The 15,352-nt window shown below is 68.0% G+C and carries 14 protein-coding genes, 1 tRNA gene and 1 riboswitch; of the genes, 6 read left to right on the top strand and 9 right to left on the bottom strand.

What is annotated here, in order from left to right:
• Positions 1-2 precede the first annotated feature (2 nt).
• Entirely contained in the window at positions 3-407 is a 405-nt protein-coding gene (locus ACFQ4H_RS09020) for a hypothetical protein (RefSeq protein ID WP_377569157.1), read from the top strand.
• Positions 408-848: 441 nt separating this feature from the next.
• Here the strand turns inward: ACFQ4H_RS09020 and ACFQ4H_RS09015 are convergent.
• Positions 849-922, bottom strand: a tRNA-Gly gene (locus tag ACFQ4H_RS09015).
• A 207-nt stretch (positions 923-1,129) separates the two neighbouring features.
• Between ACFQ4H_RS09015 and ACFQ4H_RS09010 the strand changes: the two genes are divergently transcribed.
• Complete coding sequence (locus tag ACFQ4H_RS09010) at positions 1,130-2,125, top strand: zinc metalloprotease (protein ID WP_377569155.1); 996 nt, start codon at positions 1,130-1,132, stop codon at positions 2,123-2,125.
• Between the two features lie 315 nt (positions 2,126-2,440).
• Here ACFQ4H_RS09010 and map read toward each other — a convergent pair whose 3' ends face one another.
• Complete coding sequence (gene map / locus ACFQ4H_RS09005; protein ID WP_377569153.1) at positions 2,441-3,259, bottom strand: type I methionyl aminopeptidase; 819 nt, start codon at positions 3,257-3,259, stop codon at positions 2,441-2,443.
• A gap of 95 nt (positions 3,260-3,354) precedes the next feature.
• Here map and ACFQ4H_RS09000 point away from each other — a divergent pair, with 95 nt between their 5' ends.
• Positions 3,355-3,621, top strand: a complete 267-nt coding sequence (locus tag ACFQ4H_RS09000) for a helix-turn-helix domain-containing protein (RefSeq protein ID WP_377569152.1) — start codon at positions 3,355-3,357, stop codon at positions 3,619-3,621.
• Between the two features lie 324 nt (positions 3,622-3,945).
• Positions 3,946-4,929, top strand: coding sequence for a zinc metalloprotease (locus ACFQ4H_RS08995; RefSeq protein WP_377569150.1), 984 nt, complete (start codon positions 3,946-3,948; stop codon positions 4,927-4,929).
• 39 nt (positions 4,930-4,968) lie between these two features.
• Here the strand turns inward: ACFQ4H_RS08995 and ACFQ4H_RS08990 are convergent, their stop codons facing one another.
• On the bottom strand, positions 4,969-5,514 hold the full coding sequence (locus ACFQ4H_RS08990) for a pyridoxamine 5'-phosphate oxidase family protein (protein ID WP_377569148.1): 546 nt from the start codon (positions 5,512-5,514) through the stop codon (positions 4,969-4,971).
• 79 nt (positions 5,515-5,593) lie between these two features.
• Between ACFQ4H_RS08990 and dcd the strand changes: the two genes are divergently transcribed.
• Entirely contained in the window at positions 5,594-6,172 is a 579-nt protein-coding gene (dcd, locus tag ACFQ4H_RS08985) for a dCTP deaminase (protein WP_377569146.1), read from the top strand.
• A gap of 156 nt (positions 6,173-6,328) precedes the next feature.
• Here dcd and ACFQ4H_RS08980 read toward each other — a convergent pair whose 3' ends face one another.
• Entirely contained in the window at positions 6,329-7,363 is a 1,035-nt protein-coding gene (locus ACFQ4H_RS08980) for a C40 family peptidase (protein ID WP_377569144.1), read from the bottom strand.
• A gap of 13 nt (positions 7,364-7,376) precedes the next feature.
• A riboswitch (cyclic di-AMP (ydaO/yuaA leader) is annotated at positions 7,377-7,521 on the bottom strand.
• A gap of 237 nt (positions 7,522-7,758) precedes the next feature.
• On the opposite strand from ACFQ4H_RS08980, the gene ACFQ4H_RS08975 reads away from it, so the two are divergent.
• Positions 7,759-9,765 carry an N-acetylmuramoyl-L-alanine amidase gene (locus ACFQ4H_RS08975; RefSeq protein WP_377569142.1) on the top strand — a complete coding sequence of 669 codons (2,007 nt, stop codon included), beginning with the start codon at positions 7,759-7,761 and terminating at the stop codon, positions 9,763-9,765.
• A 77-nt stretch (positions 9,766-9,842) separates the two neighbouring features.
• Here ACFQ4H_RS08975 and ACFQ4H_RS08970 read toward each other — a convergent pair whose 3' ends face one another.
• From ACFQ4H_RS08970 to ACFQ4H_RS08950, 5 genes are all read right to left on the bottom strand, one after another.
• Positions 9,843-10,847, bottom strand: coding sequence for a C40 family peptidase (locus tag ACFQ4H_RS08970; RefSeq protein ID WP_377569140.1), 1,005 nt, complete (start codon positions 10,845-10,847; stop codon positions 9,843-9,845).
• Positions 10,848-10,988: 141 nt separating this feature from the next.
• The gene (locus ACFQ4H_RS08965; protein ID WP_377569138.1) at positions 10,989-12,044 is read right to left on the bottom strand and encodes a hemolysin family protein; all 1,056 of its coding nucleotides are present in this window, start codon (positions 12,042-12,044) and stop codon (positions 10,989-10,991) included.
• Entirely contained in the window at positions 12,041-13,381 is a 1,341-nt protein-coding gene (locus tag ACFQ4H_RS08960; RefSeq protein WP_377569277.1) for a hemolysin family protein, read from the bottom strand. The genes ACFQ4H_RS08965 and ACFQ4H_RS08960 overlap by 4 nt, the downstream gene beginning before the upstream one ends.
• A 96-nt stretch (positions 13,382-13,477) precedes the next feature.
• Positions 13,478-14,122, bottom strand: coding sequence for a response regulator (locus ACFQ4H_RS08955; protein WP_377569137.1), 645 nt, complete (start codon positions 14,120-14,122; stop codon positions 13,478-13,480).
• Positions 14,113-15,291, bottom strand: a complete 1,179-nt coding sequence (locus tag ACFQ4H_RS08950; RefSeq protein ID WP_377569135.1) for a sensor histidine kinase — start codon at positions 15,289-15,291, stop codon at positions 14,113-14,115. Before ACFQ4H_RS08950 ends, ACFQ4H_RS08955 begins: the two co-directional genes overlap by 10 nt.
• Between the last annotated feature and the right edge of the window lie 61 nt (positions 15,292-15,352).

Genomic DNA, 15,352 nt, shown 5'->3' with positions numbered 1-15,352 from the left:
CAATGATCAGCGAGGGGTTGGCCCCGCATGAAGCCGACCCGACTTCCTGGTACTCCGCCGCTGGCCTGCCCTACGGCTACTCCATCGACGAAGCAGGTTTTGAGACCGATCCCGAAGAGCTACAGCTTGTCGAGCGGGCTGCTGGGGTGACGATGCGTTGCGACATCGGGCTTCACATCTTTGTCAGCGACGTCACTGGCCGCCCGGCTTTGGGACGGATGGCTCAGCGAGTGGCGCGGCAAACCGACGGATGGGTGTTCGTGGAGTTCCACACCCCACCTACCGCAGACCTACTTGATCATCTAAGCAACGCGGGCCGCGGCATCCGCGTCAGCGATGCTGTCTACCTCGATGCGGCGGCGACGCTCGCCTGGAATGCTCACCCGGACTTTCACGTCGTCAAATGAGCACATCCCAGGCGAACTAGACAACCTGAATCGACCGAACATGGAGATAGCCGCTGCGGGCATGCAAATGTGAATGGTTAGTTGAGGTCAGGCATGACCGAAGGGTTCTCGATCTTCGCCGTGGTCAAGCATGCCGCCTACTTCGCTACTCACCCCAAAAGGCACCTACATCGCCGCTTCAGATTGGAGAAGCAAGGCGACTTAGCGGACTAAATGGACCAGCCTCGACCACCCGGGCGGCGTTGATCTACCTGCACAAGACCGCCGGGCGGGATCGCAAGATCGCGGATGCGTTGAGCAAGCTCGTCGAGGATGCACGCGGGGGCACGGAAGGGCACGCTGAGCCGGAGGGGCACGCAGGGGGCACGGCGGCCAAATAGGGATCGATAAAAGCTGAGGCCCAGTGTCGGGAAATACTTCCTGACACTGGGCCTCAGCTATTGGAGCGGGTGACGAGAATCGAACTCGCACTGTCAGCTTGGGAAGCTGATGTTCTGCCATTGAACTACACCCGCAAGCGGTCCCCACTGTACCTCGTCCTTGCCGGGAGCGCACTCACGTACCCCCGGCTTGTGGAGCCCATCCGGATCACGACAGGCCACGGGAGGCCACACCGAGGTACGTCGTTGAGCAAGGGAGCCACGGCGAGTAACGTCCGCCACACGCCTAGTTGCGCCACGTTCACCCCTCGTGTCGCTTCACGGGATCGAAGGGGTGAACTAATGGACTGGCAAGGTATCCGACTACCACTACGTCCGACTTTCGCGGCGGGCGCTTCTCTCGTACTGCTGGCCACGTCGACGATCATGGGCATCAGCCCGGCAGAAGCCGTACCCCCGGACCTGTCCCACGCTTCGGGGCAGACCTGCACCGACCCGGTCGAAGCGCCTGCCAACGGCAGGGCGCGGCCGGGCGGATCCGACGCCCACGACCCGAACGAACTGCCCCCGGCAGAGGCAGCGCGGCGCGACCACGAGGTGGATGCGGAGTACGCGCGCCTGATGGGTCCGGGTCCGTACGCTCCTGCGGAGCGGGCGATCTACACGATCCCGGTGGTCGTACATGTCATCGCCAAGAACCGGACCCGGTCCGGTGGCAACATCCCGCGTGCCATGATCGACGCCCAGATCCGGGCACTGAACACGGCATACACCGGCGGCAAGGGCACCAATAGCGCCCCGTCACCGTTCAGGTTCCGACTCAAGAAGATCAACCGGGTGGTGAAGTCGGGCTGGTACCCGATTGTCGTGAACAGCCGAGCCGAGCAGCAGATGAAGAGGAAGTTGCGGGTCGGCGGTGCCCGCACGCTGAACATCTACACCGGGGATCTCGACGACAATCTGCTCGGTTGGGCGACGTTCCCGCAGAAGCGGCTCGACAAGTACGACGGCGTCGTGGTGCTCGCGGAGTCCCTGCCCGGCGGTACGGCGTCTCCCTACGACCAGGGCGACACCGCCGTTCACGAGGTCGGCCACTGGCTGAACCTGTACCACACCTTCCAGGGCGGCTGTGAAGGCAGCGGTGACGCCGTAACGGACACCCCGGCCGAGGCGCAGCCGAGCTTTGCCTGCCCCGAGGGGCAGGACTCCTGCGCCGCGCCGGGCCGTGACCCGATTCACAACTACATGGACTACACCTACGACTCCTGCATGTACCAGTTCACCCCCGGCCAGGTGCAGCGCATGGTCAAGGCGTGGCGGGCGTTCCGCGCACGCTAGTACTGCACCCGGGGAGATCCGTGGCGGAGCGGTCTGGTCGGTGGCCTCGCGGCCACCCTCCTGATGTCCGTGGACATCAGGAGGGTGACCGCTGACTATCGAAAATCGTGGACCCGGGATACGGCCGTGGCTACCGCCTACAGAGTGGACGCCCAGTGACGGTCTGAGCTGTTCGGCGAGTTGGGAAACACGGTCGAGCCGGACGGCGCGCATGCCTGAGTGGTGGACTGAGGCGTACGGCTGGGACCTGCTCAGGAAGGTGCGGCAGGCCCATCCCCGAAAAGCCCTGGGGCGCGCCCGAACGCCGGCAGTGGGTCAGGAGGCTGTAGCGGGCTTGCTGGTGGAGTCGGCCGAAACGACGCCGTGAGTGGGGCGGCGGGTCAGGATCTGGGGGCCGGAAGCCGTGATGGCGACCGTGTGTTCGGAGTGGGCGGTGCGGGAGCCGTCGGCGGAGCGGATCGTCCAGCCGTCGTTGTCGAACTTGATTTTGTCGGTGGAGCGGCAGAACCAGGGCTCGATGGCGATGGTGAGGCCGGGCTGGAGTTTCAGGCCCCGGCGGGCCCGGCCGTTGTTGGGGATGTGCGGGGCTTCGTGCATGGTGCGGCCGATGCCGTGGCCGCCGAACTCGGCGTTGACGCCGTAGCCGTAGGAGCGGGCGACCTCACCGATCGCGGCGGAGATGTCGCCGAGGCGGCCGCCGGGCTGGGCGGCGGTGATGCCGGCCTCCAGCGCAACCTCGGTGGCCTCGATCAGCTTCAGATCGGCCGGGTCGGGGGTACCGACGATGACGGAGAGCGCGGAGTCGGTGACCCAACCGTCGATGCCGACCGCCATGTCGATGCTGAGCAGGTCACCGTCGCGTAGAACATAGTCGTGTGGCAGGCCGTGCAGCACCGCGTCGTTGACCGACAGGCACAGCACGTTGCGGAACGGGCCGCGGCCGAACGAAGGGGCGTAGTCCCAGTAGCAGGATTCGGCGCCGCGTTCCTTGATCCGGCGGCGGGCGTGGTGTTCGAGGTCCATCAGGTTGACGCCGACTGCGGCGACGCTGCTCAGCTCGGCCAGCAGCTCGCCGACGAACTGGCCGGTCACCTCCATCCGGCCGATCTCCTCGGCGGACTTGAGCTCGATCACGACAGCCTCCCCCTCCATGTGCGGTATTTTTATACCACGCTCGGGTATTTTTATACCACGCCAGGTCGGAACCTCAGGAGGGGTATCCTGCTGACATGGTTCGCCAACCACTCACCGCCGAACAGATCGCAGCGGGCCAGCGCCTCGGAGTCGCCCTCCGGTCCGCGCGGGCCGGCCGCAGCCTCGTCGAGGTGGCCCTGGCAGCCGGCATCTCCCCCGAGACACTGCGCAAGATCGAGGCGGGCCGCCTTCCCGCACCGGCGTTCGGCACTGTGGTCTGCCTCAGCCAGGCCCTCGACGTCCCCCTCGGCAGCCTGGCCGACGCATGGCTGGCCGACATGCCCATCCGCCAGGCGTCCTAGGGAAATTAGCCGCCCCGACACTCAGGTAGAGATCCGTTTCAGGGTTCCGTGAGGGCCGGCCGGCTGTGATGGCCGACCCTCACGGCGGCTTGCTGCCCGCATCGGAAGAGGGACCGGGCCATGACGTAGGCGGTCCGCCCGCCCCTGACGGTGATGTCTGCCCAACCAGGACCGGCCCACGGCACTTTGCCTGCCAACCGTTCACGTTTCCGAAACAAATCCATGTCTTCAAGTTTATCGATGAAGATGTTACGGTCCTCCCCACGTTCAAGAGCCCGGCGTGACATACCCCCGGTCACGCCGCTGGGAGGAAGAGGTAGACCTATGGGGCTGCGTTCCAACCCGCTGACCTGGCGCAAAGCCGGAGTCGCATCCACCTCTCTCGCCCTGCTGATCAGCGCGACGGCGGCAACCATCGCCCCGACCGCCGCAATGGCCAGCAGCAGCCCACAAGTCGAGTGCGCAGAGCCGGTCGACGTCCACGACTCGACCGCCAAGGCCAAGCCAGGCGCGCCCGGCAAGCACGACCCCAACCACCTGACCGCCGCTCAGATCAGCGAGCGCGAGGCGGACTTCGCCGCCGCGATGCGTACCCGGGCCAGCAAGGCTGCCATGGGTCCGACCATCCAGGCCACGGTCACCATCCCGGTGGTCGTGCACGTGATCCAGGAGAACAGCACCCGGGCCGGTGGCAACATCCCCGACTCGATGATCAATTCGCAGATCAGCGTGCTCAACCAGGCGTACGCCGGGTCGACCGGCGGTGCGGCCACTGCCTTCGCCTTCCAGTTGCAGAGCATCAACCGCGTCACCAACCCGGCCTGGTACCCGATCGTCGACGGCTCCTCCGCGGAACGTCAGATGAAGAGCCAGCTGCGGCGGGGCGGCAAGGAGACCCTGAACATCTACCTCGGCGAGCTCAGCGACGGCCTGCTGGGCTGGGCGACCTTCCCGAAGAACAACCTGGACAGCTACGACGGCGTCGTGGTGCTGAACGAGTCGCTGCCGGGTGGCACCGCGACCAACTACAACCAGGGTGACACCGGCACCCACGAGGTCGGCCACTGGCTGAACCTGTACCACACCTTCCAGGGCGGCTGCTCCGGCTCCGGTGACCAGGTTTCCGACACGCCGGCCGAGGCGTCCCCGGCGTACCAGTGCCCGACCGGGCGGAACACCTGCTCCTCCCCGGGGCTGGACCCGATCAACAACTTCATGGACTACACGTACGACTCCTGCATGTACCAGTTCACCGCCGGGCAGGCGACCCGGATGCTGAACGCCTGGAACAGCTACCGCGCCCCGTAACCGAAATCAGCAAGCACGGCAGAACGGTGCCGGTCCGGTTCAGCGGACCGGCACCGGTTCGTGTTCCACAGCGGCGTGCCGCCAGGAACCACGAATGCGTCGGGTCAGCGTGCCGGCGGAACTCGGGCGACTGGCGGCACCGGCCGGGTCGAGCCACACCTGCACGGCGGGACGCTCGGCGTGACCATGCCGGGACAGCATCGCCACGTCGACGGTGAACTCGAACAGGCGCCAGTCCACATGCGACCCGGCCCGTAGTGTGTCAGCCAGCCGAGCCACCTTGGCCTGGTCGGTCACCGGCCGGGCGCGCCCGGCGACGTACGCCTCGTCGTCGCTCTCCTCGGGCGGGAACGAGTGCAACGCGTAACGTCCGTCGCGTTCGAGGTCACGCCGTTTCGGCGAGTCGATGATGAAACAGTAGAGCCCGTCGTCGGTGATCACCGGGGAGACCGGGTGCACCCTAGGGCCACCGTCGGCTCGCACGGTTGCCAGATAGCCGAAGCCTGGCCCGTACTGCTGCATGAGAGCTCGGATCGCCTCGGCGAGTCGGGGATCGTCGGCGGCGAATTCGGACCAGGAAGCCATGCGACGATTCTATCGAACACATGTTCGAGATCGGTAGTGCGACACAGGTCGTCAGCTGGGGAGTCGCTAAGGTGACACGATGCTGCTCTCCGACCGTGACCTCGTCACCGAGATCAAGGCGGGCGCCCTGGCGCTGGATCCGTTCGAGCCGGCGCTGATTCAGCCGTCCAGCATCGACGTACGCCTCGATCGGCTGTTCCGGGTGTTCAACAACCATCTCTACACGCACATCGACCCGTCCCGGCAACAGGACGACCTGACCTCGGTGGTCGACGTCCCGGACGGCGAGCCGTTCGTGTTGCACCCCGGCGAGTTCGTACTGGCCTCCACGCTGGAGGTGATCTCCCTCGGTGACCAGCTTGCCGGCCGCCTGGAAGGCAAGTCGAGCCTCGGCCGGCTGGGCCTGCTCACCCACTCGACCGCAGGGTTCATCGACCCCGGCTTCTCCGGCCACGTCACGCTGGAGCTGTCCAACGTCGCCAACCTGCCGATCACCCTCTGGCCGGGGATGAAGATCGGCCAGTTGTGCATCTTCCGACTCTCGTCGCCGGCGGAGCACCCGTACGGCTCGGAGGTGTACGGATCGCGCTACCAGGGGCAACGCGGACCGACGCCGAGCCGGTCCTGGCGCAACTGGCGTACCTGGCCGACCCGCTGAGGGTCCTGCCGCCTGCGGCCCGGTAGGGCGACCCTACCTGCCAGACCGACAGCCCACCCGCGAAGGCGACACCCACCCGCCAACGGATCAGGCCCCTTCCGGCCGCGACGAGCGACGGAAGGGGCCTGATCCACGATCGGAGCGGGCTGGCCCGGATCAGCCGGGCCGGCCGTAGCTGTGGATGTTGCCGACGTCGACCTTGCGCATCCTGACCCAGTCGCCGGTCTGCGGGGCGTGCACTATCCAGCCGTCGCCGACGTAGATGCCGACGTGCGCCAGGTTGTTGTAGAAGACCAGGTCACCGGCTTTGAGGTTGGCTCGGCTGACGCTGGGGATCGTCGCCCGCTGCCGGGCTGCGTTGTGCGGCAGGGAGACGCCGGCCTGTTCCCAGGCCCGCATCGTCAGGCCGGAGCAGTCGAACGTGTTCGGGCCGTCGGATCCCCACTGGTACTTCTTGCCGATCTGGGCGCAGGCGAACTTGACGACCTTACCGACGGCACCGCCCGGGTAGACCAACGGGCACGGTGCCGGTCGGAGGGCACCGCCGGCGCCGTTTCCGTACGCGATCAGCCGCAGCTTCTGCAGCCGGGTGACCTCGGCGTCGATCTCCTTCTTCTTCGCAGCCAACTCGGCCTCGGTGCGGGTGAGCTGTGCCACCAGCACATCCAGCGGACCCTTCTGCGCCGCGTAGCTGTTCCTGAGGTCGACCACCGCCTGGATGTCCCGCTGCTGTCCCCGGGCGATCTGGTCGAGCAGGCCGAGCTGGTCCATCAGGGTGGTCGGCGTACCACTGGTCAGGATCGCGTTGAGCGCGGAGACCTCGTTGCCCTTGTACGCCTGTACGGCGATCTGCCCGACCTTGCCCAGTGCGGCTTCGATCTGGACTTCCAGCGGCTGGATCTTCCTGCCCAGCGCATCGGCCTGCTTCTTCTTCGCAGCCAGGTCCTGCCGGGTGGCGTTGTGCTTCTCGATGATCGGTTCGAGCTTCTCCCACGCCTCGTCGATCTGCCGTTCGATCTCGGTCACCGACGGCTCGGCGATCGCCGGCGTCGAGCCGACGAGCACCACGGCGACGCCGACGATCGCGGCCAGGGCGGCAGTGAGGGGGGACCAGCGGTTACGCGGCTTCGCCGCCGTTGCGTCGGCGTGCGCCGACGATGCGGGCCGTAGCCGGGAGGCTTGAGGTGCCACCGGGCGTCCGTACTCCTTCTTCCTTACCGCCTACCGGGTTAGCTGACGGGTTCGGGCGGGAAGAGATGCGCCCTACCGCGTGATCGCGGATTCACCCCGGTGTTGCCCTGGGTCCCCGGCTCATTCATGCGCAGACAACGATTCGGCGGTATCGAGCCGGTGCCGCCCCGGTTAGGCGAACTGCCGCCGTCTCGACGATCCTCAACACTAGGGAGCTTCGCACATCGGCCGCAACCCCGCGACCACATCTACTTCGCTACGTGCACTCCCTGGTCACGGACTGTTCGCTATCTGAAAGTTTCTTGCAACTCACCCATAGATTGCGGCACCTATTGACGGATGCACCTGTGTGGGGTGAGGGTGACGGCCAGAACGATCCACCGAATGGAGGTTCGATGCACCGTCCGAAAGTGCCGGTAGGCCGGCGAATACTGCTCAGCACCGTCGTGGTGGGGGCCGCAACGGTGGTGGTGCCGGCTGGTCCCGCTGCCGCGACCCCGACCGCAAGCCCCCGCCAACAGGAGTACGCGGCAGCCGCCGCCGAGTACGGCGTACCCGAGAGCGTCCTGCTCGGCGTCTCCTACCTGCAGTCCCGTTGGGACACCAACGCCGGTACCCCGAGCACCGGCGGCGGGTACGGCCCGATGCACCTCACCGACGCCCGGTACGTGACCGGCCTGCCCGCGAACGGCCATCACCACTCCGAGGACGAGGACCCCCGGGGTGACGACTCCCGGCCCAGGCTGACCGCACAGCACCCCAGCGTCGGCGCGCCCAGCAGCACGGCACTACAGACGTTGGACGCCGCCGCCACGCTCACCGGCACCGGCGAGGAGTCGCTGCGGTCCGACGCCGAGGCGAACATCCGGGGCGGCGCAGCGCTGCTGTCGTCGTACCAGAAGGCCCTGGCCGGACCGACGGGAAGCACCAGCGACCCTGCGGCCTGGTACGGCGCGGTGGCCCGGTACTCCGGTGCGGACACCACCGAAGCCGCCGCGGTCTTCGCCGACGAGGTGTACGACACCATCCGTACGGGGACAAGTCGGGTCACCGACGACGGGCACCGGGTCAGCCTCGCCGCGCACCCCGGGCTCGCCCCGGCCCGGTCCTGGCTGGACCGGCTCGGCCTGCGCAAGCCCGAGCGCCCGGACGGGCTCGAATGCCCGACCACGATCTCCTGTGAGTGGCTCCCGGCCCCCTACCAACTGCTCGGCGACGGCTCCGACCCGGGCAACTACGGCAACCACGACCTGGGCGACCGACCCGCCCAGCAGAAGATCGAGTACATCGTCATCCACGACGCCGAGGGCTACTTCGACAGCACCACCCGGCTGGCGCAGGACCCCGAATGGGTGAGCTGGCACTACACGATGCGCTCGCGCGACGGCCACACCGCCCAGCACCTCAAGGCCAAGAACGTCGGCTGGCACGCCGGCAACTGGTACGTCAACGCCAAGGCGATCGGCATCGAACACGAGGGCTTCGCCGCCCAGGGCACCTGGTACACCGAGGCGATGTACCGCAGCTCGGCGAAGCTGGTTCGCTACCTCGCCCAGAAGTTCGACATTCCGCTGGACCGGCAGCACATCATCGGGCACGACAACGTCCCCGGCACCGTCGCCGGCACCGTCCGGGGCATGCACTGGGACCCGGGTCCGTACTGGAACTGGTCGCACTACCTCGACCTGCTGAAGGCCCCCATCCGGGGCACCGGCACCCCGCACACCGGGCTGGTCACCCTGGACCCGGACTTCGCCACCAACCGGCCGAACTTCTACGGCTGCGCCAAGTCGCCGCCGGCCCCGCCGACCGAGCCGTGCCCGTCGCGTGGCTCCTCGTCGGTGATCCTGCGCAGCGCACCCAGCCCGGACGCACCGCTGGTCAACGACATCGCGCTACGGCCCGACGGCACCCCGAACACCATGCAGATCTCCGACCACGGCGCCCGGGGCTCGGCCGGTCAGACGTACGCCATCGCCGACCGGCAGGGTGACTGGACGGCGATCTGGTACCTCGGTCAGAAGGCGTGGTTCCACAACCCGGCGTCGGCTCCCACCGCCAAGTGGTCGGTCGGTTTCGTGGTGACGCCGAAGCCCGGCAGGGCGACCATCCCGGTCTACGGGCGGGCGTACCCGGAGCAGGCCGCCTACCCGGCCGGTGTGCCGTACCAGCCGATCTCTCCGTTGCAGTACACGCTCTCCGCCGGTCAGCGGTACGCCGTCGGTGACGTGCTGCCCGGCGAGTACTACCGGGCGACGACGTTCGCCGGTACGTCCCCCGGCGACTTCACGGTGGTACGGGGCGACAACCGGTACGTCCAGATCCAGTTCGGGCACCGGATCATGTTCGTCAACCTCGACGATGTACTGATCCTGCCGTCCCCGGTCGGCGCACCCCGCTGACCTGCGTCCCACACGTCAGGAAGGGCCCCTTGCCAGCCAAGTAGCGATGGCAAGAGGCCCTTCCTGACACACCTCAGCTACAGATGGCGGTACCCCGCCACCGGCATGTACCGCACCGGCGTCACCTGGACCGGTTTGCCGGCTCGGGGCGCGTGCACCATCAGCCCGTTACCGATGTAGAGGCCGACGTGGTGCAGGTCGTCGAAGAAGAAGACAAGGTCGCCCGGTTTGGCCGCCGAGGCGCTGACCCGGGTTCCCTTCTTCCACTGGTCACCGGTGAAGTGTGGTAGGTACACTCCGGCCTTGCCCCAGGCGTACTGGGTGAGTCCGGAGCAGTCGAACGAGTTGGGCCCGGCGGCTCCCCACACGTACGGCTTGCCCACCTGGGCGCAGGCGGTCTGGATCGCGATCCGGGCACCGTCGCCCTCGATCCCGTTGATCGTCGGGCAGTTGGCGACCTTGACGGTCGTCTTCGGCATGGCCGCCTCAAGCCGCTTGATCTCCGCGTCGATCTGCTTCTTCTTGGCGGCCAGTTCGGCTTCCTGCCTGGTCAACTGGGCGATCAGCGTATCGAGCCGGGCCTTCTCGGCGGCGTACTGGTCACGGACCGCCATCACGCCGGCAACCTGCTGCCGTTCGTGCTCGGCGAGCCGACTGAGATAGGTGAGCTGGTCCGTCAGGGTGGACGGCTTCCCACTGGCCAGCAGGGCGTTCAGGTTGCCCGACGGACCGGTCTTGTAGAACTTGACCGCCAGGACGCCGACCTGATCCAGCGCATGATCGACTTCCTGCGAAAGTGGCTGGATCCGCTTCTCCAGATCCTCCGCCTTCTTCTTGTTGTTCTTCAGGTCGACGCGCACCTTGTTGTATTGCTCGATGACCGGCTCAAGCTGTTCCCACTGCTTGTCGATCTGCGCTTCGATTTCCTCCGCGGTGGGCGCGGCCTGTGCCTGCGCGGCGGGCACCAGCCCGACACACACTGCGGCAGCAATGGCCACCAGGCGATGGAAGGCACGGCGCATCCCGCTGCGAGGGATATGGGGCTGCTCCGGCGTACGAGAATGGGATGGCCGACTTGCCACCGGCGCGACTCCTTTGTGACCGACCGCCGGGGCGCCTTTGAAAGGGGAAGTGGGAGGTCGACTACCCGCAAACGGTCGGTGCCCCACATTAGGGAAGGATTCTCGACGAATCAAGATAGGCGTCAACTCCGCTGATCCGACTCAACTCGAATCCGCGACTGTCGGTACCGACACCGACACAGCCGGCTCGGTCGAATTGCCGACCACCGCGGTGAGCACATCATCAAGGGTTACCACACCCAACGGCGAACGTCCGTCACTAATCAACACCATGTGCCAGCGTTCCCGGCGCATCACCAGCAACAGGTCGGCCAGCGTACGCTCCGGCGGCACCACGGCCAGCGGGCGGATCAACCCGGCCGGCAGTGGGGCCAGCCGGCCCGGTCCCCGGTAACCGAGGATGTCCTTGACGTGCACGAAGCCCAGCACCCGACGGCTGGACCGTTGCACGACCGGAAACCGGGACCGACCGGTACGGGTGGACAGCACCTCCAGTAGCGCCGGTGAGACGTCCTCGGCGACTGTCGTCACCACCGCCCACGGTCGCAACGCGTCCGCCGCGGTCCGCCGGTGCAGCGCCAACGCGTTGGTGATCCGGGCATGCTCCTCCGAACCGAGCAGCCCCTCGGTGCGGGCCTGGGCGACCAGGCCGACCATCTCGTCGGCGGTGAAGACCGTCTTGACCGCGTCGGTCGCCTCGATCCGCCACAGCCGCAGTACGCGCCGGGACGCCCACTTCATCGCCAGCAGCAGCGGCTTGGTCGCCAGGCAGAAGGCCAGCATCGCCGGACCGAGCCAGAGCGCGGACGGCTCCGGTCCGGCCAGGGTGATGTTCTTCGGCACCATCTCGCCGACCACCGTGTGCAGGAAGACGACGAGCCCCAGGGCGAGTACGAAGGCGACCGGGTGCACCGCCCGCTGTGGCACCCCCAGGGCGCGGAACGGCTCTTCCAGCAGGTGGGCCAGGGCCGGCTCGGCGATCGCCCCCAGGCCCAGTGAGCAGATGGTGATGCCGAGCTGCGCTCCGGCGATCATGAGCGGGATCTGGTTCATCGCCGACAGTGCCCACCGGGCGCGTTTGGACGTCGCCGCCAATGGCTCGATCACCGTACGGCGGGACGCGATCAGGGCGAACTCGCTGCCCACGAAGAACGCGTTACCGAGCAACAGCAGGACCGTGACGAGCAGCTCGGTCATGTGGTCCCGCCGGGATCGGTCGGCCGGACCACCCGCACCTGCTCGATCCGGTGCCGTTCCACCTCCACCACGGTGAACTCGTACCCTTCCTCGACCACCAGTTCCCCGGCGACCGGAATGTGTCCGAGCCGGGCCAGCAGGAAGCCGGCCAGGGTCTCGTACGGCCCGTCGGGTAGCCGGAATCCGGTCCACTCGGCCAGTTCGTCCGCCCGGAGCACGCCGTCGACCAGGACGGTCCGTTCACCGCCCGGCGCGGTCAGCTCCATCCGTTCACTGTCGGCCACCGGATTCGGGTCGAACTCGTCGGTGATCTCCCCGACCAGTTCCTCGACCAGGTCCTCGACGGTCACCACTCCGTCGGTGCCGCCGTACTCGTCGACCACGATCGCCAGGTCCGCGCCGGCCGCGCGCAGTGCCGCCAGGACCCCGTCCAGATCCAGGCTCTCCGGCACGTAGACCGGCTCGCGGGCCACCGAGGCCACCGTCGTGGTCGATCGCCGGTTCAGCGGTACGCCGAGCGCGTCGGGCACGCCGACCACTCCGGTGACCAGGTCCACGGTCTCCTCGTACACCGGAAAGCGGGTGCGGCCGGTCTCCTGGGCGAGGGTCAGCAGTTCGGCGACCGTGGCACCGGACCGCAACGCCACCACGTCCACCCGTGGGGTCATCGCCTCGGCGGCCCGCTTGTCACCGAACCGGATCGTCCGTTGGAGCAGTCGGGCGGTGTCCGGTGGCAGGGCACCTGCCCGGGCGGAGATCGCGGCCAGCAGGCCCAGCTCGTCCGGGGACCGGGCGCTGGCCAGCTCCTCCTGTGGTTCGATCCCGAACCTCCGGACCAGCCAGTTGGCTGAGTTGTTGAGACCCCGGATGAGCCAGCCGAGCGCTGCGGAGAAGGCCCGCATGGGTGCCGCGGTGGCCAGCGCGGTAGGCATCGGCCGGGCCAGCGCCGCGTTCTTCGGTACGAGTTCACCGAAGAGCATCGACAGCAGGGTGGCCAACGCCAGGGCCAGCAGCGGGGTGACCTTGTCGGTGGCGGCTCCGGTGATCGGGCGGATCACCGGGGCGAAGATCTTGGCCAGCGCCGGCTCGGCCAGATAGCCGGTGAGCAGGGCGGTGATGGTGATGCCGAGTTGCGCGCCGGAGAGCTGGAACGACAGCTCCCGTAGCGCGTCGCGGACCGTCCGCGCCCGGCGGTCACCGCTGCCCGCCCGTTGCTCGATCTCCGCCCGGTCGACGGTCACCAGCGCGAACTCGGCCGCCACGAAGAAGGCGTTGCCGCCGGTCAGCAGGACGAAGCCGACAAGGGGCAATACGGTGGTCAATAGCAAGCCGTCGATGATCGGTTCACCTCGGGCCGATTGTTCCACGACGGAACGCATCGACACGAGTACCAGTTTCCGGGCCACGGCAACCCAACCGCCCCCGGTGGCTCGTCAGGTGCCGAGGTAGCGCAGCACGGCGAGCACCCGACGGCTGTAGCCGGTGACGTGGGCCAGGTCGAGCTTGTCGAAGATGGCGTTCACGTGCTTCTCGACCGCACTCTGCGACACGTGCAACTTCGCCGCGATGTGCGCGTTGGTGCATCCCTGTGCCATGTGTTCCAGCACGTCCCGTTCCCGGGGTGTGAGGGCCGCCAGCGGGTCCACCCGCGTCGTACGGGCAAGCAGTTGGCGTACCACCTCCGGGTCGAAGGCGGCACCGCCCGCGGCCACCCGGTCCAGCGCGTCCAGGAACTCCCCGACCTGGACCACCCGGTCCTTCAGCAGGTATCCCACCCCGCTGGCGGTGCCACCGAGCAGTTCGGCGGCGTAGCGCTTCTCGACGTACTGGGACAGCACCAGCACCCCGACGTCGGGCCAGCGTCGCCGGATCTCCAACGCGGCCCGCAGACCCTCGTCGGTGTGGGTGGGCGGCATCCGTACGTCGACGACGATGAGATCGGGTGGGGTGGCGGCGACGGCGGCCAGCAGTTGTTCGGCGTCACCCACGGCGGCCAGCACCTCGTGGCCCTCGTCGGTGAGCAACCGAACCAGTCCCTCGCGCAGCAGGGCCGAGTCTTCGGCGAGGATCAGGCGCATGGCAGCTCCGCGGTGATCGTGGTCGGTCCGCCGACCGGGCTGTGGACATGGAGTTGCCCGTCGAGGGCGGTGACCCGCCGATGCAGGCCGGCCAGGCCGCCACCGGTCGGATCGGCCCCGCCCACCCCATCGTCCTGGATCCGCACGTGTACGACGTCGCCGAGGCAGGCCACCCCGACCTCCACCCGGCTCGCCCGGGAGTGCTTGGCGGCGTTGGTGACCGCCTCACAGACCACGAAGTAGGCAACCGTCTCGACCGCCGGGTCGGGCCGGACCGGCACGTCCAACGCCACCCGTACCGGCACCGGGGACCGCTCGGCGACGATCTCCAGCGCGGCGGGTAGACCCCCGTCATCCAGCGCCGACGGATAAACCCGCCAGGCGACCTCGCGCAGTTCGGCCAGTACCCCGGCGGACTCCTCGTGCGCCTGCCGGAGCAGGTCGTCCGCCTTCACCGGGTCGGTGGCACGACGGGCCCGGCCGAGCAGCATGCCGAGGGCGACGAGCCGCTGTTGCACCCCGTCGTGCAGGTCCCGTTCGATGCGGCGGCGTTCGGCGTCGACGGCGGCGACGATCTCGGCCCGGGCCGCCGACAGTACGGCGATGCGCTGTTCGTAGTGCGCCTTCTCGGTCGGCCCGAGCAGCGCCCGGGTGAGCCGGCGATCGAGCGCGGCCACCCCGACGATCCCCTGTACGGCGAGGAAGAGCAGCACCACACCGAGGATCGCGAAGTACACCACAATGAACGGAGTGGCTTCGATGTCGTCGACCGGTCGGCCCACGATCCAGCCGACGACGACGGCGAACCCCGTCAGCGCGCCGTACAGCAGGAGCAGCAGCACCGTCCCGCCGAGCGCACCGAGCGGCACCCGGACGGCGAGGTAGCCCACCGCCCGGGCGTCGGTGACCACGCCGGCCGGAGCCCCGCCCAGGAACCGTTCGACCCGGCGCCGGTCGTACTCGGCGAGTCGGCGGGCAACCCCGGTGATCCGCTGCCGCACCCGTGGCACGAATCCCAGGACGGCGTACGCCAGCGCCGCTACGGCGAGGTACAGCAGGCCGACCAGCGCGGTGGCCGCCCCCAACGCGACCCCGGCCGCCAGGGTGAACACCCTGATCGGTTCGCAGATCCGGTAGAGCGCACGGAGCCAGGCGTGCAGCATCTTCATGTCAGCCGAGCCGGCCGGTATCGGGGCATTCTCGTCCGGACAGTCATCATGGCACCGACGC

The sequence above is a fragment of the Micromonospora sonneratiae genome, assembly GCF_042679305.1.
Lineage (GTDB): Bacteria > Actinomycetota > Actinomycetes > Mycobacteriales > Micromonosporaceae > Micromonospora_H > Micromonospora_H sonneratiae.
The sequence above is the reverse complement of the archived record's forward strand: the minus strand, read 5'-3'. Positions and strand labels throughout refer to the sequence as shown.